This window comes from Micromonospora sp. NPDC048871 (assembly GCF_043198155.1).
Lineage (GTDB): Bacteria > Actinomycetota > Actinomycetes > Mycobacteriales > Micromonosporaceae > Micromonospora.
Window position 1 is genome coordinate 319,140 of sequence record NZ_JBICUM010000003.1, and the last position, 19,223, is coordinate 338,362.

Annotated in this window: 13 protein-coding genes and 2 tRNA genes; 4 read left to right on the top strand and 11 right to left on the bottom strand. The window is 70.4% G+C overall.

What is annotated here, in order from left to right; genetic code table 11:
• The first annotated feature begins 181 nt into the window (after positions 1–181).
• On the top strand, positions 182–4,639 hold the full coding sequence (locus tag ACGFIK_RS10455; RefSeq protein WP_327023497.1) for an HAD-IC family P-type ATPase: 4,458 nt from the start codon (positions 182–184) through the stop codon (positions 4,637–4,639).
• Here the strand turns inward: ACGFIK_RS10455 and ACGFIK_RS10460 are convergent.
• The 3 genes from ACGFIK_RS10460 to ACGFIK_RS10470 all read right to left on the bottom strand — a co-directional run bounded on the left by ACGFIK_RS10460 (position 4,636) and on the right by ACGFIK_RS10470 (position 7,143).
• Positions 4,636–5,028 (bottom strand): ester cyclase, encoded by a 393-nt coding sequence (locus ACGFIK_RS10460; protein WP_327023498.1) that lies wholly within the window; start codon positions 5,026–5,028, stop codon positions 4,636–4,638. The genes ACGFIK_RS10455 and ACGFIK_RS10460 overlap by 4 nt on opposite strands.
• A gap of 276 nt (positions 5,029–5,304) precedes the next feature.
• A complete protein-coding gene (locus ACGFIK_RS10465) occupies positions 5,305–6,264 on the bottom strand; it encodes an L-threonylcarbamoyladenylate synthase (protein WP_327027339.1) in 960 nt (319 codons plus the stop codon).
• Between the two features lie 117 nt (positions 6,265–6,381).
• On the bottom strand, positions 6,382–7,143 hold the full coding sequence (locus ACGFIK_RS10470; RefSeq protein ID WP_327023499.1) for a class I SAM-dependent methyltransferase: 762 nt from the start codon (positions 7,141–7,143) through the stop codon (positions 6,382–6,384).
• A 91-nt stretch (positions 7,144–7,234) separates the two neighbouring features.
• On the opposite strand from ACGFIK_RS10470, the gene ACGFIK_RS10475 reads away from it, so the two are divergent.
• Positions 7,235–8,161: a MerR family transcriptional regulator gene (locus tag ACGFIK_RS10475; protein WP_327023500.1), complete on the top strand. Its 927-nt coding sequence runs from the start codon at positions 7,235–7,237 to the stop codon at positions 8,159–8,161.
• A gap of 9 nt (positions 8,162–8,170) precedes the next feature.
• A complete protein-coding gene (locus ACGFIK_RS10480) occupies positions 8,171–8,719 on the top strand; it encodes a hypothetical protein (protein WP_327023501.1) in 549 nt (182 codons plus the stop codon).
• Between the two features lie 156 nt (positions 8,720–8,875).
• Here the strand turns inward: ACGFIK_RS10480 and ACGFIK_RS10485 are convergent.
• The 6 genes from ACGFIK_RS10485 to gyrB all read right to left on the bottom strand — a co-directional run bounded on the left by ACGFIK_RS10485 (position 8,876) and on the right by gyrB (position 16,399).
• Positions 8,876–8,951 (bottom strand) — tRNA-Ala (locus tag ACGFIK_RS10485).
• 39 nt (positions 8,952–8,990) lie between these two features.
• Positions 8,991–9,119 carry a DLW-39 family protein gene (locus ACGFIK_RS10490; protein ID WP_327023502.1) on the bottom strand — a complete coding sequence of 43 codons (129 nt, stop codon included), beginning with the start codon at positions 9,117–9,119 and terminating at the stop codon, positions 8,991–8,993.
• Between the two features lie 45 nt (positions 9,120–9,164).
• Positions 9,165–9,238 (bottom strand) — tRNA-Ile (locus ACGFIK_RS10495).
• 377 nt (positions 9,239–9,615) lie between these two features.
• Positions 9,616–10,539 carry a DUF3566 domain-containing protein gene (locus tag ACGFIK_RS10500; protein WP_327023503.1) on the bottom strand — a complete coding sequence of 308 codons (924 nt, stop codon included), beginning with the start codon at positions 10,537–10,539 and terminating at the stop codon, positions 9,616–9,618.
• Positions 10,540–10,543: 4 nt separating this feature from the next.
• Positions 10,544–14,218 carry an intein-containing DNA gyrase subunit A gene (gene gyrA, locus ACGFIK_RS10505; RefSeq protein ID WP_393339004.1) on the bottom strand — a complete coding sequence of 1,225 codons (3,675 nt, stop codon included), beginning with the start codon at positions 14,216–14,218 and terminating at the stop codon, positions 10,544–10,546.
• 234 nt (positions 14,219–14,452) lie between these two features.
• Positions 14,453–16,399, bottom strand: coding sequence for a DNA topoisomerase (ATP-hydrolyzing) subunit B (gene gyrB, locus ACGFIK_RS10510; RefSeq protein WP_327023505.1), 1,947 nt, complete (start codon positions 16,397–16,399; stop codon positions 14,453–14,455).
• A 540-nt stretch (positions 16,400–16,939) separates the two neighbouring features.
• Here gyrB and ACGFIK_RS10515 point away from each other — a divergent pair.
• On the top strand, positions 16,940–17,521 hold the full coding sequence (locus tag ACGFIK_RS10515; RefSeq protein ID WP_327023506.1) for a hypothetical protein: 582 nt from the start codon (positions 16,940–16,942) through the stop codon (positions 17,519–17,521).
• A gap of 4 nt (positions 17,522–17,525) precedes the next feature.
• On the opposite strand, the gene ACGFIK_RS10520 is transcribed toward ACGFIK_RS10515, so the two are convergent.
• Together ACGFIK_RS10520 and recF are read right to left on the bottom strand one after the other, a co-directional pair.
• On the bottom strand, positions 17,526–18,098 hold the full coding sequence (locus tag ACGFIK_RS10520; protein WP_393338862.1) for a DUF721 domain-containing protein: 573 nt from the start codon (positions 18,096–18,098) through the stop codon (positions 17,526–17,528).
• Positions 18,088–19,221, bottom strand: coding sequence for a DNA replication/repair protein RecF (gene recF / locus ACGFIK_RS10525; protein WP_327023507.1), 1,134 nt, complete (start codon positions 19,219–19,221; stop codon positions 18,088–18,090). Before recF ends, ACGFIK_RS10520 begins: the two co-directional genes overlap by 11 nt.
• Positions 19,222–19,223: the final 2 nt, after the last annotated feature.

Below are 19,223 nucleotides of genomic sequence, written 5' to 3' on the forward strand. Positions count from 1 at the left end.
GGCATTCCACCCACCGAACCAGCTCATGCCCGACCGAACCGGAAAACTTCCCCCACCCGGACGGGCATAAGGGACGCCCCGGCGGGAAGCCAGGCCGCCGGGCCCGACCGGTAGGAGGCGAGATGGGGTACGGCAGAAGCAGCGGAAGGCTGATCGACCACCCGATCCGTCCCGGCCGTCGATGACATCGCTCGGCGGTCTGCTCCGCCGCCTCCGGCCACCGGTCGACGTACCGCTGGTGCAGGATGTCGCCCGGGACGCCGGGGCCACCGTCAGCAGGTTCGCCCGCACCATCGGGCTGAGCAGCCGACGGGTCTGGTCCCGGCCGGGACGCCACCACATCGAGGTGCACGGGGTCTGCCAGGACGGCGGCGACCTCCTGGCCCGCCAGGTGGAGACGGACCTGCAACGGATGCCCGGGGTGCAGTGGGCCCGGGTCAACGCCCCCTCCGGCCGGGTCATCGTCGCCGTCGACATACCCGGGCCGAAGGTGCGCGACCTGATCGCCACCATCGCCCGCACCGAACGCACCTGCCCGCACGAGCCGGACCCGGAGATCCCACCCCCGCAGCCGCCCGAGGAGGGACCCCGAACCGCCCGTACCCTCGGCGCCCTGGCCTCCGACGCCCTGGGCCTGACCATCTCCGCGGCCACCCGCATCCTGCCCATCACCCCCATCCCCGCCGAGGTGGCCGGCCTGCTCGGCGCCGTGGACCTGCACCCCAAACTGCACACCCTGGCCGGGCTGGGCATCCGCAGCGACCCCCGCGCCGACCTGCTGTTCCCCTTGGCCGAGGCGGTGGTGCAGGGGCTGGCCGGGGGCTGGACCGGCATCGTGCTCGACGGAGCCCAGCGGATCGTGCAGTGGGGGGAAGGGCTGGCCCAGCTGCGCACCTGGGAGAAGGCCGAGCCCCGACTGACCGGCGAACCCGATCGGGCCGTCGCCCGTAACCCGGACGGTGAGCGCCCCTGCCCCAAGCCGGACAGCACCGTCGACCAGTACAAAACCCGGATGCTCGGCGCCGGGGTGGCGGCCTTCGCCGCGGCCAGCCCGGTGATCGGCCCGAAACGGGCCGCCGCGCTGGGCCTGTCCGCGCTGCCCAAGGCCCCCGGCAGCGGTCGTGAGGGCTACGGCGCCCAGCTCGGCCGGATCCTGGCCAAGCGCGGGGTCATCGCGATGGACCGAAGCGTGCTGCGTGAACTCGACCGGATCGACACCCTGGTGCTGGACACCCGGGTCCTCGGCACCGACCGGGGCGTCCTGGCCGACCTGGCCCCGCTGCCCGGGGCGGACACCTCCCAGGTGGCCACCCGGGCGTTCGCCCTGTTCGAACCGGACGCCCCCGACGAGGTACGCCGACGCGACGGCTGGCAACTCGGCCCGCTGGACCGGCTCGACGCCCACGACCCCGGCGACACCGAGGAGAGCCGTCGGCTGCGCGAGCGGGGCGGCAACCTGCTAGGCCTGGCCCAGGGCGACGCCCTGGCGGCGGTGCTGCGGGTGGAACCCGAACCCGCCCCCGGGGTGGACAGCCTGCCGGCGGTCGCCCGGCAGGCCGGGCTGCGGCTCATCGTGGCCGGCGACGACGCGCAACGGCACGCCACCGCCGACGCCCTGCTGCCCGGGGGTGACCAACTGGCCGCCTCGATCCGCCGGCTGCAACGCGAAGGCGCGATGGTGATGCTCGTCTCCGGCGACCGGGCGGCGCTGGCCGCAGCAGACTGCGGCCTGGGGGTGGCCGACCCGCAGGCCCTGCCGCCCTGGGGCGCCCACCTGCTGATCGGCACCGACCTGCGGATCGCCGCCCTGATCATCGAGGCCGCCGGGGTGGCCCGCCGGATGACCGCCCAGAACCTGCGCGTCGGCCTGGCCGGCACCGGTCTCGGCGCCCTGAGCGCACTGACCGCCGAGCGGGCCGCCCTGCCCATCCGTACCCTGACCGCGGTCAACGGCGCGGCGGCCCTGGCCTTCGGTCACGGGGTGTGGCGGGCCTCCCGGCTCTCCGAACATGCCGAGACACCCGCCCCGGCGATCACCGCCTGGCACCTGATGCCGGTGCCGACCGTGCTGGATCAGCTCGGCAGCAGCCCGGAGGGGTTGACCGAGACCGAGGCCGACCAGCGCCAGGCCGCCGGTCCCGCCGAGGCCGCCGGGCCGGGCGGACTGCTCCGGGCGGTAGCCGAGGAACTGGTCAACCCCCTCACCCCGGTCCTCATCGCCGGGGCGGCCCTGTCGGCCAACTTCGGCTCCCTGGTAGACGCGGCCCTGGTCGGCGGAGTGGTCGGCGGCTCCGCCCTGATCGGCGCCGTGCACCAGCGCAACACCGAGAAGTCCCTGGCCCAACTGCTGTCCCGGTCCGCCGTCACCGCCCGGGTCCGCCGTTCCGGCACCGAACGAGTGGTACCCGCCGACGACCTCGTACCCGGTGACGTGATCGTGCTGGAATCCGGCGACGCCGTACCGGCCGACTGCCGGGTGCTGGAATCCGTCGGCTTGGAGGCCGACGAGTCCTCCCTGACCGGCGAGTCCCTACCGGTGGCCAAGACCGACCAGCCGGTGGTCGCCGCAGCCGTCGCCGAACGCCGATCGATGCTCTACGAGGGGACCACCATCGCCGCCGGACAGGGCACCGCAGTGGTGGTGGCCATCGGCACCGACACCGAGGCCGGACGCAGCCTGGCCCTGGCCCGACAGGCACCACCGGCCAGCGGGGTGGAAGCCCGACTGGGCAACCTGACCCGCGCCGCGATCCCCCTGGCCGCCGGATCGGCGGTCGCGGTGGTCGGGGCCGGGCTGCTGCGCGGCGTACCCCTGGCCCAGACGGCCGCGACCGCCGCGAACCTGGCCGTGGCCTCGGTGCCCGAGGGGCTGCCCTTCCTGGTCAGCGCCGCCCAACTGGCCGCCGCCCGGCGACTGGCCGGGCACGGCGCGCTGGTCCGCAACCCGCGCACCATCGAGGCCCTGGGCCGGGTCGACGTGCTCTGCTTCGACAAGACCGGCACCCTGACCGAAGGACACCTGGTGCTGGCCGGGGTCGGCGATGCGGACGGCTACGCCCGCCCGGAGGAACTCGACGACCGGTTGCGGCGAACCCTGGCGGCCGCACTGCGCGCCACCCCCACCGCGGATGATCCGAAAGAGTTGGCCATGCAGACCGACCGGGCGGTGCTGCAGGGTGCCCGCGCCGTCGGGGTCTGCGAGCAGGAGGCGGCCCCGGACTGGCGGGCGGCCGGCGGGCTGCCCTTCGAACCCTCCCGGGGCTACCACGCCAGCGTCGGGCAGACCCAGGGCCGACTGCTGCTCAGCGTGAAGGGCGCACCCGAGCAGGTGCTGCCCCGGTGCGCCACCCACCGCACCGGAGGTCGGGAGGAGCCCCTGGACGAGGCCGGCCGAGCCGACCTCCAACGGCAACTCAGCGAACGCGCCGGCGCCGGGCACCGCATCCTCGCCGTCGCCGAATGCATCGTCACCGATCCCGACATCACCGACGACGAGGTGACCGGCCTGACCTTCACCGGATTCCTGGCCATCGCCGACGGGGTACGCGCCAGTGCCGCACCGGCCGTCCACCGCATCCGGCAGGCCGGGGTGCACACCATCATGATCACCGGTGATCATCCGGCCACCGCCGAGGCGATCGCCGCCACCATCAGCGACGGCGACGCCCAACGGGTCGTCACCGCCACCGAACTGGACCACCTCGACGACGAGGCCCTGGCCGACCGCCTTACCGCCACCGACGTGGTGGCCCGCTGCACCCCTACCCACAAGGTCCGGATCATCCAGGCGTTGCAGAAGCGCGGGCGGACCGTGGCGATGACCGGCGACGGCGCCAACGACGCCCCCGCCATCCGGCTGGCCGACGTGGGCATCGCCCTGGGCCAACGAGGAACCCCGGCCGCCCGGGCCGCCGCCGACCTGGTCGTCACCGACGACCGGCTGGAGACCATCATCGCCACCCTGGTCGAAGGCCGCGCGATGTGGTCCTCCGTACGCCACGCCCTGAGCATCCTGGTCGGCGGCAACCTGGGCGAGATCGCCTTCAGCGTGCTGACCGCCGCCGCCACCGGTCAGGCCGCCCTCAACGGACGCCAACTGCTCCTGGTCAACCTGCTCACCGACATGGCCCCCGCGATGGCCATCGCCGTCCGGCCACCCGCCGACGAGCATGCCGACGACATGCTGCGCGAGGGCCCGGACACCTCCCTCGGCCAGACCATGACCAAGGAGATCGGGCTGCGGGCGGCGGCCACCACCCTGGGCGCGACCGCCGGCTGGACCTTGGCCCGCTACACCGGTCGTCGCCGCCGCGCCAGCACGATCGCCCTGGTCTCCCTGGTCGGTACCCAACTAGGGCAGACCGTGCTGGCCGGCGGCACCAGTCCCACCGTGCTCGCCTCCACTGCCGTCTCGTTCGGCGCGCTGGCCGCGGTGGTGCAGACCCCCGGGGTCAGTCAGTTCTTCGGGTGCACCCCCCTGGGGCCGGTCGGGTGGACCATCGCCACCGGTTCCGCCCTTGGCGCCACCTTCGCCAACGGCGCCCTGACCCGCCTGGTGGCCCGGCTGCCGCAGCCCGACGGAACACCCCACCGTCCACCCGAGCCGGACGGCGGGGCCGAGCCGGTCCGCACCAGTTAGCCGGCGAGCTGTCGCCGCACCGAGTCGGTGTCCATCAGGTACCACATGAACTTGAACTTGCCGTCCTCGAGCTGGTAGAAGGCGGTCTCGGCGAACGTCACCGACGCCCCGGTGGGGTTCAGGCCGTTCCACTCCTTGACCGGCGTCCCGGTGTCGATCAGACGAGCGGCGATCCGGTCGCCCTCGACGACGATCTCCTGGATCTCCCAGTGGAGATCCGGCACGGCGTCGACGTGCTTGTAGAACTCGGCCACCATGTCGGCCATCTTGACCGGGGTGCCGTTCATGATGACCTCTTCGTGGGCGAAATCAGCCATGCGCTCGAACTCACGCTTGTTCGCCAACTCGACATACCGCAGGTAGAAGTCGCGCAGTTCCTGGGTAGACATACGCGAGTCAGTCGCAACAGAGCCCATGATCATTCTTCCGTTCTCTTGGCGCCGACCGGTTGACCCCGATCGACCGTCCGAGCGGAGCGGACACATGTCCGCTTTTTGTACCGCTCGGTTCTGGGTCAACCGTAGCAGGGTTTTGTACCGGTCAGTTGGTGACCTGGCCCACGTTCTGTACCGATCGGTACACCGGATGTGGGGAGCACTCGACGGACACTGCCGACCACCGGCTCCGCGCCGCCCGCCCGAGCCGGCCGGCCCGGTCCACCCGGCCTAGCGGGGCCGCCAGGTGGCGGCGGCCCGCCGCAGCCGGTCGTTGACCGCCCGGCCGACACCGTTCTCCGGCACCGGCTCGGCCACGATCTCGCCGACGCCGGCCGCGTCCAGCCGGTGCAGCGCCTCGAAGAGTCGCGCCGCCGCCTCGGTCAGGTCACCGGAGACCGAGAGCACCTCCACCGCCGCCCAGTCGCCCGCCGGCCGGTCCCGAAAGGCCAGGTAACCCCGCCGCTCTCCGCCCTCGGCCGGCGGCTCACCGGCGGCCAGCAACCGCAACGGCGTACGCGGGGCATAGTGCGCGGCCAGCGCACCCGGCGCCACCGGCTGGCCCGAGTTGCCCAGCCGAATGATCACCGGGCCGGTGACCTTCTCCACCTCCTCGACCGGCAACGCGCCGAGCCGCAGCACCACCGGATGATCCCCCCGCGCGTCCACGATCGTGGACTCGATCCCGCACCGGGTCGGCCCACCGTCGAGCACCACGTCCACGGCGGCGCCCAGTCCGCGTACCACGTGCTCGGCCCGGGTCGGGCTGAGCTGACCGAACCGGTTGGCGCTCGGCGCGGCCACCGGTACCCCCGCTGCCGCGATCAGCCGCCGCGCGTACTCGTTGTCCGGCACCCGTACCGCCATGGTCGCCAGCCCGGAGGTGACGATCGGCGGCACCACCTCCGGCCGGTCCACGATCAGCGTCAGCGGACCCGGCCAGAACCGTGCCGCCAACGCGGCCACCGCCGGCGGCACCGACCCCACCAGCGGCTCCAGGTCGGCCACCTCCGCCAGATGGGTGATCAGCGGATCGAAGCTGGGCCGCGCCTTCGCCTCGAAGATCCGGGCCGCCGCCCGCGCATCCAACGCGTTCGCCCCCAGGCCGTAGACGGTCTCGGTGGGAAAAGCCACCAACCCGCCGGTACGCAGCACGGACGCCGCCTCGGCGAGATCACCGTCGGCGGGCAGGACACGAGGAGAGCCGCTGTTCACGCCCCCGACGCTAGCCGGTGGCCGGTCACCCGACGCCGCACCCCCGACCCTTCATCACATTCGCTGCCACCACCGGTCGACTCCCAGGTCACCTCAGGGCCGACCCACGATCAGTCGCAGCGAGCCGTGGAAGGTCGGCTGGTGGCGCAGATGCCCGTACCTGGCCTCCCAGGCCCCCGAGTCGAGGTCGGCCCGCAGCCGCTCGACCGCCCGGCTCGCCGCCGCCTCGTCGACGAATCCCCACGCCGACTGAGCGGCCCGCACCGCCGGATCGAGCAACTGCTCCGGACGGGCATAGAAGGCCTCCGTGAAACCGTCCACACAGTCCACCGGAATCGGCACCTCGACGACCTCCACCTGGGAGCCGATGGCCGCCGCGATACTGCTGATCGCCGGGTAACGTCGGCGCTCCACCGCGATCAACTCCGGGGCGTACTCGGCCAGCCAGAAGCGATCCAGGGCCGTACCGTCGAAGGTGAGCACCACCACCGGGCCCCGCGCGACCCGGCGGATCTCGGCCAGGCCCCGGGCGGTGTCCGCCCACTGGTGCACGGTGACGGTCGCCATCACCGCGTCGAAGGCGTCATCGTCGAACGGGATGGATTCGGCAGTGGCATCCAACGCCGGTGCCGTCGTCGCCGGCCGCTGACCACGCATCCGGGCCGAGGGCTCGATCGCCACCACGTACCGGTCGGTGGGCTCGTAGGAACCGGCCCCCGCCCCCACATTCAGGACCGTACGGGCCTCACCCAACGCCGTGTGGACCAGCTCCGCGATCCGCGGATCGGTACGCCGCTGCGCCGCGTACCCCTGGCCCTTGGTCTCGTAGTCGAAGTCACCTGCGCCACCCCTCATGCGGGGCACGCTAAACCCGCACCTCGGGGTACGGGTCAAGTCCGCCCACGACCTTGACCCGTACCCAAGGGTGCGGGTTTAGCATCGGCTCGTGCGGGTGGGTGAGCTGGCGCGCCGAACCGGAACGACCATCCGAGCCCTGCGGTACTACGAGTCCGTCGGGCTGGTCGTCCCCCGCCGTCTCGGCAACGGCTACCGCGAGTACGACCCCATCGCGGTCCGGCTGGTAGCCCAGATCCGGGAACTCATGGCCCTCGGACTCAGCGTCGAGGAGACCCGACCCTTCGTCGAATCCATCGCCGCCGGAGCCGACGAGGACGATGTCTGCGCCGCCGCACTGGCCACCTATCGCGGCACCGTCACCGCACTTCAGGAACGCATCGGCAAACTGACCGCGCAACGAGACGCCCTCAACGCCCGGCTGGACGCGGCAGCCAGCCTCCTCGTACCCGCCCGGTCACCCACCGGCACCGACCCGCATGACCTGATCGGCCGTCCCCTGCCGGCACTGCACTTCTACGCCACCGACGGCCGACCCGTCGACCTGGCCGCCCTCGGCCCGGGGCGAAGCGTCATCTTCATCTACCCCCTCACCGGCCGCCCCGGCCTGGACCTGCCGAACAGCCTGCTGGAGGTGACCGGCGCGCTGCGGGACACCGAACAACCCACCTGGTTCCGCGACCACCACGCCGAACTGCGCACCGCCGGGGCCGACCGGGTCTACGGGCTGTCCGCACAGTCCACCGGTTACCAGCGGGAACTCGTACACCGGCTGAGGCTGCCGTACCCACTGATCCCGGACCCACGACTCACCCTGGCCGCCGCCCTGGGCCTGCCCACCTTCACCGCCGGCGACATGACCCTGTACGAACGACTCACCCTGATCGTCGCCGACGACCTGATCGAGCATGTCTTCCATCCGATCCGCTACCCGGCGGCACACGCCCTGGACGTCATGCGCTGGCTGACCAAGAAACGCGTGAATCGGGCTCGACGAACCGAACGACCTCGTCCATAGACTCGGATGATGGTGATCGGGCAGGGCAACAGACCCCGGTGGCTGATCGGTGTCGCGGCCGTCGCCGTCGTCTCTGTCGCCCTGGCCGCGGGCCTGATCATCGGCTTCACCCTCCCGCCCACCGCCAACACCAGCGACCTGCCGCAGTCGATCACCGTGAACGGCGCAACCTACGACCGGGTCCACCTGGTCACGCTGAGGACGACCTTCCAGGACTCGGTGGACGTCCAGGTGCCGGCGACCTCCCAACCCATAGTGGTACGCGCCTCCTGCCGGCTAGCGGTCCTGCACACCAGCAGCGCAAACTCCGCGCTCGAACTGGACCTGTCGTGGACCCGTACCGGCGGCAACGCGGCCGACACCCCGGAAACCCAGGACGCTCAGTTCCTTCTCTGCCCGCACCGCCACGGTCAGGACCTGACCCGGACCATCGACCCTGCCTGGCTGCCCCGGACGGGGAACCAACTCCGGCTCGCCTGGCGACAGCTGGACACCTTCGCCGACATCCCCTCGGCCTCCCCCGCCTCCTGGGCCCTAGCGGTATACACCGCCCCCTAACCCCGAACTCCACCCACTAACAGCGGGTTGATCATGAGGTTGACGGCACTCGTTGATCTCCACACTGCCGTCAACCTCATGGTCAACGGGGCGGTTCCTGTGCGCGCGAAGTAAGCGGCTGGCTGTACTCGGAACGAGATCAGCCAAGGAAAGTGCTGGTGGAGCCCAGGGGACTCGAACCCCTAACCCCTGCCTTGCAAAGGCAGTGCTCTGCCAGTTGAGCTAGGGCCCCGTGGCGGCCAGAGCCGCCGGGCGGTCGGAGCGTACGCGATCAGCGCAGGTCCGGCGAGGTGGTCGCCTCGTGCCAGAGGGCGCGCTCGTCGTTGGCTTCCTTCATCTTCATGGCCACCACGGCGGCCACACCGACGACACCAGCCAGGATCAGCAGCTTCTTGAACATCGGGGTTACCCCTCACGCTCGACGTGGCCGTCGGACCATGTGCGGTGGGGCTAGCTGGAATCGAACCAGCGACCTCAGAGTTATCAGCTCTGCGCTCTAACCGACTGAGCTATAGCCCCGCGTAGCGACGAGCAACATTAACCCATCCGCCCACGCCACCCCAAATCGGGGTCGGCCTGGAGCCTGCTCAACGCCGTCGCCCCTGAACCTACCGGAGAGCAGGCGCCGAGCCCACCGAGATACCCGTGCCGGCGGAGTCCGGTCGGGCGGCTGCACGGTGATCGACTCCGTTACGCCGAAACGGCGGCTTCCCAGCACCACGTACCCCGCCGTTACGCCGAAACGGCGGGGCCAGCCGCCCCACGCCAGCCGCCCCACGCCAGCCGCCCCACGTCAGCGCCGCGCGTCGGCGCTGTCGGTGCCGGGCTGGTGGGGCGGGAGACAGTCAGCCGGGCCGACCTGGAGGTCGGCCCGGCTGAGATGTCCAGAAGAACTGTCAGTCGCGCTCGGCGAGGGTCAGCTCGATGCCGCCCACCAGGTCGGCGCAGACGTTGTAGACGAAGGCACCGAGGGTCGCCAGGGCCGTGAACAGCACGACGTTGACCGCCCCGATCAACATCGAGCTGAAGATCACGCCCTTGGCGGTGATCTGGAAGCCGTTGGTGCCCTGACCGCCACCGGCGTTGACCAGATCGCTCAGGCTGTCGTTCACGCTGGAGAACACGCCCATCGCATCCAAGGCCAGGTACAGCACCGAGGTCGCGACGACGATCACGATGAACAGCACCACCGACACGGCGAAGGCGAACTTCATCACGGACCAGGGGTCGATCCGCTTGAGGTTCAGCCGGGCCCGGCGGGGTCCACGCGAGGCGGCCGAACTCACCGAGGAACGGGCGGCGCGTACCGCCTCACCCACCCGCGCCGCTCCCACGGCGGCCGTGCCGACCCCCGGGGGCAGTCCGCCCCCGTTGGCCGGACGACCGGTGCTCAGCGGCCGGGAGGAGTCCGGTTTCGGGGCCAGCCCGGTCACCCGCGGCTGGCTGCCGGTCATGCCCGTACCGGTCGTCGGCAACACACCCGTGGTGCCCGCCGAGGCGGGCTGGCCGGCGGCCCGGGTGGCGATCGGCTGGGTGACCGAGGGCTTACCCGCGGCGCCGGCGGACCCCGCCGCAGCGGCAGGTTCGCCGCCCGACTTCTCGTCCGCCCCCGCCTCGGCCGCCTGATCCTCACCGGGCTTGTCAGGCGGCGGGGCCATACCGGGAGCCCGAGTGAACTTCGGGGCAGGCGCGTCGGCGGGAACGGTGGCCCGGCCTACGGCCGCACGGCCGGTCGCTGGCGTGCCGTTCTGCGCGGCCTCCTCGTCGACCGGGTTGGCCGAGGTCCCCGCGTTCCCCGACTTCGCCTGTGTCTCCGTCATTCAACTAGTCCTGTTCGTCAGGCTCGTCGGCATTGCGAGCAATCGCCACGATAGTCACGCCATCCGGAAGGTCCATCAGCTTGACCCCCATTGTGTTCCTGTCACGCGTGCGGCGTACAGGCTTCACCGGAGTCCGGATGACGCCACCGTTGCTGGTGATGGCGAACAGCTCGTCGTCCGGGTCGATCACCACAGCGCCGACCAGACCACCGCGCCGCTCGGTGATCTTCGCAGTCAGCACACCCTTACCTCCCCGGCCCTGCACCGGGTATTCCTCGATCGGGGTACGTTTCGCGTATCCGCCGTTCGTGGCCACCAGGACGTCCAGGCCCTCCCGGACGACCTCCATGGCCAACAACTCGTCATCATCGCTGAACCGCATACCGATCACACCCGAAGTGGCCCGACCCATCGGCCGCAGCGCCTCATCAGTGGCGTTGAACCGGATCGCCTGGGCGTTCTTGGAGACCAGCAGCAGATCATCGGTGGGGCCAACCAGCGCAGCACCGACCAGCTCGTCCTCATCGCGCAGGTTGATCGCGATGATGCCGCCGGACCGGTTGGAGTCGAACTCCTCAAGCCGCGTCTTCTTCACCAGGCCGTTCTTCGTCGCCAGGACCAGATAGGGAGCCACCTGGTAGTTCGGAATCTCGATGATCTGCGCGATCTGCTCATCCGGTTGGAAGGCGAGCAGGTTCGCCACATGCTGACCCTTGGCCACCCTACTGGCCTCAGGAAGCTCATACGCCTTGGCCCGGTAGACCCGCCCCTTATTGGTGAAGAACAGGATCCAGTCATGCGTCGAGCACACGAAGAAGTGGCTGACGATGTCGTCCTGCCGCAGAGTCGCCCCGCTGACACCCTTGCCACCACGCCGCTGAGAGCGGTAAAGGTCGACCTTCGTCCGCTTGGCGTACCCGGTACGGGTGATCGTGACCACCACGTCCTCCCGGGCGATGAGGTCCTCCATGGAGACCTCGCCGTCGAACGGGATGATCTGGGTACGCCGATCGTCGCCCCACTTCGCGACGATCTCACCCAACTCCTCCGAGACGATCCGCCGCTGCCGCTCCGGCTTGGCCAGGATGTCCTTGAGGTCGGCGATCTCCAGCTCCAACTTGGCCAGGTCGTCGAGGATCCGCTGCCGCTCCAACGCGGCCAGCCGACGCAACTGCATGTCCAGAATCGCGGTCGCCTGGATCTCGTCGATCTCCAGCAGCCGGATCAGGCCCTGCCGGGCGTCCTCCACCGTCGGCGAACGCCGGATAAGAGCGATCACCTCGTCCAGGGCGTCCAGCGCCTTGGACAGACCGCGCAGGATGTGCGCCCGCTCCTCCGCCTTGCGCAGCCGGAAGGCCGTCCGCCGCCGGATCACCTCGATCTGGTGCTCGACGTAGTAGCGGAGGAACTGCGCCAGGTTCAAGGTGCGCGGCACCCCGTCGACCAGCGCCAGCATGTTGGCGCCGAAGGTCTCCTGAAGCTGGGTGTGCTTGTAGAGGTTGTTCAGCACCACCTTCGCAACGGCGTCGCGCTTGAGCACCAGCACGATCCGCATACCGGTACGCCCGGAGGACTCGTCGCGGATGTCGGCGATGCCGGCTAGCTTGCCCTCCTTGATCAGCTCAGCGATCCGCTCGGCCAGGTTGTCCGGGTTCACCTGGTACGGCAGCTCGCTGACCACCAGGGCCGGCCGGCCGCGCTTGTCCTCCTCGACCTCGACCACGGCCCGCATCCGGATCGAACCACGACCGGTCCGGTACGCGTCCTGAATGCCCGCCTGGCCGACGATCAGACCGTAGGTGGGGAAGTCCGGGCCCTTGACGATTCCCAGCAGCGCTTCGAGGGTGGTCGGCTCGTCCGCCTCCGGGTTCTCCAGGCACCACTGCACCGCCGCCCCGATCTCCCGCAGGTTGTGCGGCGGGATCTTGGTGGCCATGCCGACCGCGATGCCCTCGGAGCCGTTGACCAGCAGGTTCGGGATCCGGGACGGCAGGATGGTGGGCTCCTTGGCCCGACCGTCGTAGTTGTCCTGCAGGTCGACGGTGTCCTCGTCGATGTCCCGCAGCATCTCCATCGCCAGCGGGTCGAGCTTGCACTCCGTGTTGTGGCTGACGAACCCGTCGGAGACGAACGAGTGGTCGTCGGTGTCCACCCGGATGCTGTAGACCGGCTGCACGCCCGCGTCGGCGACCTCGGCCACCTCGGCGTAGTAGAAGCGGCCGTCGACCAACGGCTCGACCACGTCGAGCACTTCGGCGTTGGTGATCCGGGCGGCGATCTCGTCGCGGTCCCGCTCCCACCGCTCGATCCGGTCCACGTTGTGCCGGCGCAGCCAGTCCCGCTCGGTCCAGCGGCTGGCGCCGTGCTCGCGGATGAAGTCACCGACCAGCGGCACGTGGTCGCTGGAGAGGGCCGTGCTGCTGGCTGGCACGGAGGCCAGCTCCGACTCCAGCTTGGCCTGCTTGCGGCCGAGGAAGCCGACGTGAGCGGCGAAGATCCGGGCGTCGCGGCGGTTGGTGATCACGACCTTGATCTCACCGTCGTCGTACCGGCACTGCCAGCTGACGACACCGAACTCCAGCAGCAACTGCTGCACCTCGCGGGCGAGTCGCTCGCTGCGGGTGGAGTACGAGATCTGCATGGTGTTGCGGGGCAGCAGCGAGGAGGAGCCGTCCCCCTCGAAGAGGGCCTGGAGGAAGGCTCGCTTGATCGCGGCCGGCCCCTGCCAGACGAACTCCGGCACGAACTTGTCCGCGCTACGCGCGCCGACCAGTTCACCGAGGATGCTGGCCCGCAGCGCGGACAGATCCTGGATGTCGAGCTCGTGCAGGACGCTCCCGGAGGCGATGACCCGCTCGGAGGCGTACCGAGAACCGCCGACGGCGAGGTCGTAGGCCGCCAAGACGCGGACGAAGAACTCGCGGTCGACATTGTTGAAGCCGGCTCGGTTCTCGGAGACCCATCCCTCGCTGACGAAGGCGCCCGCGAGGACGGCGGCCTCGACGTGCTCCAGCATCGGGTAGCCGATCTCGTCGGGCACGCTGCGCTGGAGGACCACCCGGTCGCCCGGGGAGACCTCGGCGAGCAGCTTCCAGAGCAGGGTCGGCACCCCGGCCACGTCCACCAGGCAGAGCACCGGGTGGTTGTGGGTACCGGTCAGCTCGTACCCCTCGCGGGTGCGCAGCCGAAGCGTCGGGTGCTCGCCGGAGTGGAAGAACTTCGACGCCCGGACCAGGTCGCCGTTGCGGTCGCGGACCTTGAGGTCGATGTCGGTCTCGCTGCTCGGCGCTGCGCCCGGGACCACGTCCCCGATCCGCACACTGCCGTCGACAGCACGAATACGGACATCTCCGGTCAGACAATAACGCATCGCCGCAGCTGGATCATTTCCAGGCGAACCGAAGTTGCCGTTGCCGTCGACCAGGGGGTAGCGCAGCGACCAGGGCTGGGCCATCCGGACCAGGGCGTCGTAGATGGCCGAGTCGCCGTGCGGGTGGAACTGGCCCATCACGTCGCCGACGACCCGGGAGCACTTCACGTAGCCCCGGTCGGGCCGGTAGCCCGAGTCGAACATGGCGTACAGGATCTTGCGGTGGACCGGCTTGAGCCCGTCCCGGACGTCCGGCAGCGCCCGACCGACGATCACGCTCATCGCGTAGTCGAGGTAGGAGCGCTGCATCTCCACCTCGAGCCCGACCGGCTCGATCCGGTCGTGCGAGACGACGGCGGCCAGCGCCTCGGGGACCTCGGGCTCGTTGGGTGTGGACTCGGGAGATTCGGTCACTGTTTACCCTTATCAGACTCAGAGTCGTACTTGCGCTGTGGATAACAGCTGTGGATAGCGGCCAAGCTGTGGATAACTCTGTGGATCGACGGCCGGCGCGGGATCGACTCCGGCCGGCCGCCGGGCCGGTCAGATGTCCAGGAAGCGGACGTCCTTGGCGTTGCGCTGGATAAATGAGCGGCGCGCCTCGACGTCCTCACCCATCAGCACGCTGAACAACTCGTCGGCGGTCGCCGCGTCGTCCAGGGTGACCCGGCGCAGGGTACGGGTGGCCGGGTTCATCGTGGTCTCCCACAGCTCCGGGTAGTTCATCTCACCGAGGCCCTTGAACCGCTGGATGTCGTCCGGCTTGGCGTTCGGCTTCTTCTGCTGGCGCAGTGCGATCAGCCCGTCGCGCTCCCGGTCGGAGTAGGCGTACTGGGCGTCGTCACCCTTCTTGTTCCACTTGATCTTGTAGAGCGGCGGGGCGGCCAGGTAGACGTGGCCCATTTCGACGAGCGGCCGCATGAACCGGAACAGCAGGGTCAGCAGCAGGGTCTGGATGTGCTGGCCGTCGACGTCGGCGTCGGCCATCAGCACCACCTTGTGGTAGCGCAGCTTCTCCATGTCGAAGTCGTCGTGGATGCCGGTGCCCAGGGCGGTGATCAGCGCCTGGACCTCGTTGTTCTTCAGCACCCGGTCGATCCGGGCCTTCTCCACGTTGAGGATCTTGCCGCGGATCGGCAGGATCGCCTGGGTACGCGGGTCGCGACCCTGCTTGGCCGAGCCGCCGGCCGAGTCGCCCTCGACGATGAAGACCTCGGATTCGCGCGGGTCGGTGGACTGGCAGTCGGCCAGCTTGCCGGGCATCGAGCCGGATTCCAGCAGCGACTTGCGGCGGGCCAGCTTGCGGGCCTGCTGGGCGGCGATGCGGGCGCGGGCGGCCTGGGAGGCCTTGGTGATGATGATCTTCGCTTCGGCGGGGTTGCGGTCCAGCCAGTCGACCAGCCGGTCATTGCAGACCCGCTGGACGAAGCTCTTGACCGGGGTGTTGCCGAGTTTGGTCTTGGTCTGACCCTCGAACTGCGGGTTGGTCAGCTTGACCGAGATGATCGCGGCCAAGCCCTCGCGGATGTCCTCACCGGAGAGCTTCTCATCGCCCTTGAGCAGCTTCTTGTCGGCGCCGTACCGGTTGACCACGCTGGTCAGCGCGGCCCGGAAGCCTTCCTCGTGGGTGCCGCCCTCGTGGGTGTTGATGTTGTTGGCGAAGGTGTAGACCGACTCGCCGTACGACTCGTTCCACTGCATGGCGATCTCGAGGGACATGCCCTCTTCCTCGGAACCGAACTCGATCACGGTCTTGTGGATCGGGGTCTTCGAGGCGTTGAGGTGGCGGACGAAGTCGGCGATGCCGCCGTCGTACTTGAAGGTGACCTCGCGCGGCTTGCCGTCCTCGTCCTCGGCGACCCGCTCGTCGAGCAGGTGGATGGTGAGGCCGCGGGTGAGGAAGGCCATCTCCTGAAGGCGCCGGTAGATGGTCTGGAAGTCGAAGTCGACCGTCTCGAAGACGTCCGGGTCGGGCCAGAAGGAGACCGCCGAGCCGGTGCGGTCGGTGGGCTCACCCTTCTCCAGGGTGCTGGGCTTGGAGTGGTCGTACTGCTGCCGCCAGACGAAGCCGTCCTTGTGGATCTCGACGGCCATCTTGGTGGAGAGCGCGTTCACCACGGAGACGCCGACGCCGTGCAGGCCGCCGGAGACGGCGTACGCCTTGCCGTCGAACTTGCCGCCGGCGTGCAGCACGGTCAACGCGACCTCGACTCCGGGCTTCTTCAGCTTGGGGTGCAGGTCGACCGGGAAGCCCCGGCCGTTGTCGGTGACCCGGACCCCGCCGTCGGCGAGCAGCACGACGTCGATGGTGTCGCAGTATCCGGCCATCGCCTCGTCGACCGCGTTGTCGACGACCTCCCACACCAGGTGGTGCAGACCGCGTTCGCCGGTCGAGCCGATGTACATACCGGGCCGCTTGCGGACCGCCTCCAGCCCTTCGAGGACGGTGATCGACTCGGCCCCGTACTGCTGATTTTCCTGCGCTGCCACCCTCGGCCACTTTCTCGCACCCGGCGTGCCGTCAGGCACGTCGGACGCGGGTTCGGCGGACAGGGCGCGACGTCGGCGCGCGGACCGGTACCTGGGACAATTCCGGAGTACGGGTCGAACGCGCCGGTCGCCGCGGTTGCCCGCGGATCGCGATCGGCTCGACCCGAGTCGGACAAGTTTCGCCGGCCCGCACCGGGCCCACGAAGCGTCGCTCCGCACCGGGTCTTCGTCTCACGCCAATCTTACTGTGCGGGGGCGATAGAACCACCACTCGGCACCCCTTCGCGGGGGCTCAGATTCACGTAGCGGGCCGAACCGCGCCGTCTGCGACTCCCCCTACACGCCAAGGCATGATCAGCCGATCTGCCGCGTGACGGCGATGCAGGCCGGGGGTCCGACACTCCCCGACCCGGAGCCGGTACCGTCCACGGCGGGCTTTTTCCGGCACCAGGGTCAACGGTCGGCCTTGATCTTTCTGGGCCGGAACCGGACGATCGACCCGATCAGACTCGACCTGTGCATGTGAGAGGTGGACACCAGATGGGGCTGGACAACGTCGCGGTCCAGTGGCCGCGGACCGGCCGCTTCTACGACCCGGTCGCACCGGCCGAGTTCGTCGACTTCGGCGACATCGTCGATGTGCCGGGGATCTCGGCCCCGACCGCCGCGCTAGCGGAACTGATCGCGAAGACCGGCACCGTCCGGGCGACCGCGTACACCGAGGTGGTGGATCTGATCCTCGGTCTGGACGGGGTGCTCTACGCCACCGAGGCGGCGGCGGAGGACGAGGATCCGGTCATCGACCCGGACGGGTGCGCCTGGATCGCCGGCGGCATCGAGCGGTTCGTCGCCGCGCACCGGCCGCACGGTGAGGCGGTCAGCTTCGAGTCCGTCGGGGTGGTGCTGCGCTCGCTGCTGGCCGACGGTCGCCTGGCCGAGCAGCAGCTGCGTTGGCTGGACAGTCGGCTGGAGGCGCTGCGCGACGACAGCGGGGCCGCACCCCAGTGGACCTTCACCTGTGCGGAGCTGAGTGTGGTGGCGGCCTTCTACCGGCGCTGCGCGGACCGGGGCTTCGCGGTGTACGCGGACTCGGCGGCGCCGCGCCGGGCGGTCCAGCCGTAGGCCGTCAGCCGTAGGTGTCGCGGGGGCCTCGGCCGCGTACCCGGCGGGGGCCCCGGGACCAGGAGGGCGCGGCCGGGCCGTGGATGTGCAGTTTGCGTACGACATTGTGGCCGATCTCACGGCCGATCTGTTGCAGTAGGGAGCCGGCTAGCAGGCGCAGTTGGGTGGCCCAGGCGGTGGACCGGGCCTCCACGGTCAGTTCGCCGTTCTCCAGCTTGACCGGTCGACTGTGTTGGGCCACCTCCGGCCCGACGACCCGTTCCCAGGCCCCGAAGACGGTCGCCTCGGCGGCCGGTTGTTGCCAACCTCGCGCCTTGACCAGTCGGTTCAGCACGGCACCGAGGGGTTGGGGGTCGCGGGGGTCCGGTCCGGGGCCGGAGTAGCCGCGCAGCCGCCGTTCACCGCCGGCCCCGTCGGTGGTACGGCGGCGGGGGCGTGCGGCCGTGGCCCGGCGGGCCTTGGCCGCGTCGAGCACCGCCCGGGCCAGTTCCGGCCCGGACACCCCCTCCGGCACCTCGGGAGTCCCGCCCGGTGTCCGGTCGCCGCCCTCGGCGGGGTGTTTCGACTCATCCGGCACGTCGTACCGTCCCCTCCGCCACCTCGTACCGGGCGCCGCGGAGGGCCTCGGGTACGTCGTCGGCGACCGCGCAGGTGACCAGCAGTTGACTGGCCCCGCTGACCAGTTCGGCGAGCCGTTCCCGGCGGCCGGCGTCCAGTTCGGCGAAGACGTCGTCGAGGACGAGTACGGGTTCGATGCCGTCGTCGCGCAGCAGGTCGTAGCCGGCCAGCCGCAGCGCCAGGGCGTACGACCAGGATTCGCCGTGGCTGGCGTACCCCTTGGCGGGCAGGGGTCCGAGGCTGAGGGTCAGGTCGTCGCGGTGCGGGCCGACCAGGGTGGTGCCCCGCTCGATCTCGGCGGAACGTTGCTGCTCCAGGGCGGCGGCGAGCAGTTTGGCGAGGTTCTCCCGGTCGGCGATCGGCTCGGTCAGTTCGACGCAGGGCCGGTAGGCGATGGTGGCCGCGCCCCGCCCGGCGGCGACCGCCTCGTACGCCTTGGCGACGTGTGGGGTCAACGCGGCGACCAGTTCCAGTCGGCCGGCGAGCAGTTCGGCGCCGTGTCGGGCCAGGTGGGTGTCCCAGACGGCCAGGGTGGACAGGTCCCCGCCGCGGGTGCCGCCGGTCTTGCGGGCCAGGTACGCGGTACGCAGCAGGGCGTTGCGTTGTTTGACCACCCGGTCGTAGTCGGCGCGTACGCCCGCGTAGCGGGGTTGGCGCAGCACCAGCAGGTCGTCCAGGTAGCGGCGGCGTTCGGCGGGGTCGCCCCGGACGAGTTCGAGATCCTCCGGGGCGAAGAGCACCAGCCGTAGTGCGCCGAGCACGTCGCGGGCGCGGCGGGCCGGGGAGCGGCCCAGTCGGGCCCGGTTGGCCTTACCGGGCACGATCTCCAGTTCGACGAGCAGTTCCCGACCCTGGTGTACGACCGCGCACCGGATCACCGCGGCGGAGGCACCCATCCGGACCAGTGGCGCGTCCGTGGCGACCCGGTGGGAGTCCAGGGTCGCCACGTAGCCGAGCGCCTCCACCAGGTTGGTCTTGCCGACCCCGTTGGCGCCGATCAGGATGTTCGGTCCCGGTTCGAGGTCGACACCGATCCGCTCGTACGAGCGGAAGTCGACCAGTTCGAGCCGGCGGACGTACACGG

Excerpts from the sequence above, each read along its gene's own strand:
- ACGFIK_RS10460 (WP_327023498.1), bottom strand. The coding sequence starts at position 5,028 with ATGTCTACCCAGGAACTGCGCGACTTCTACCTGCGGTATGTCGAGTTG.
- ACGFIK_RS10455 (WP_327023497.1), top strand. The coding sequence starts at position 182 with ATGACATCGCTCGGCGGTCTGCTCCGCCGCCTCCGGCCACCGGTCGAC.
- ACGFIK_RS10480 (WP_327023501.1), top strand. The coding sequence starts at position 8,171 with ATGGTGATCGGGCAGGGCAACAGACCCCGGTGGCTGATCGGTGTCGCG.
- ACGFIK_RS10500 (WP_327023503.1), bottom strand. The coding sequence starts at position 10,539 with ATGACGGAGACACAGGCGAAGTCGGGGAACGCGGGGACCTCGGCCAAC.
- gyrA (WP_393339004.1), bottom strand. The coding sequence starts at position 14,218 with ATGCAGCGCTCCTACCTCGACTACGCGATGAGCGTGATCGTCGGTCGG.
- ACGFIK_RS10515 (WP_327023506.1), top strand. The coding sequence starts at position 16,940 with ATGGGGCTGGACAACGTCGCGGTCCAGTGGCCGCGGACCGGCCGCTTC.
- ACGFIK_RS10470 (WP_327023499.1), bottom strand. The coding sequence starts at position 7,143 with ATGAGGGGTGGCGCAGGTGACTTCGACTACGAGACCAAGGGCCAGGGG.
- ACGFIK_RS10490 (WP_327023502.1), bottom strand. The coding sequence starts at position 9,119 with ATGTTCAAGAAGCTGCTGATCCTGGCTGGTGTCGTCGGTGTGGCCGCC.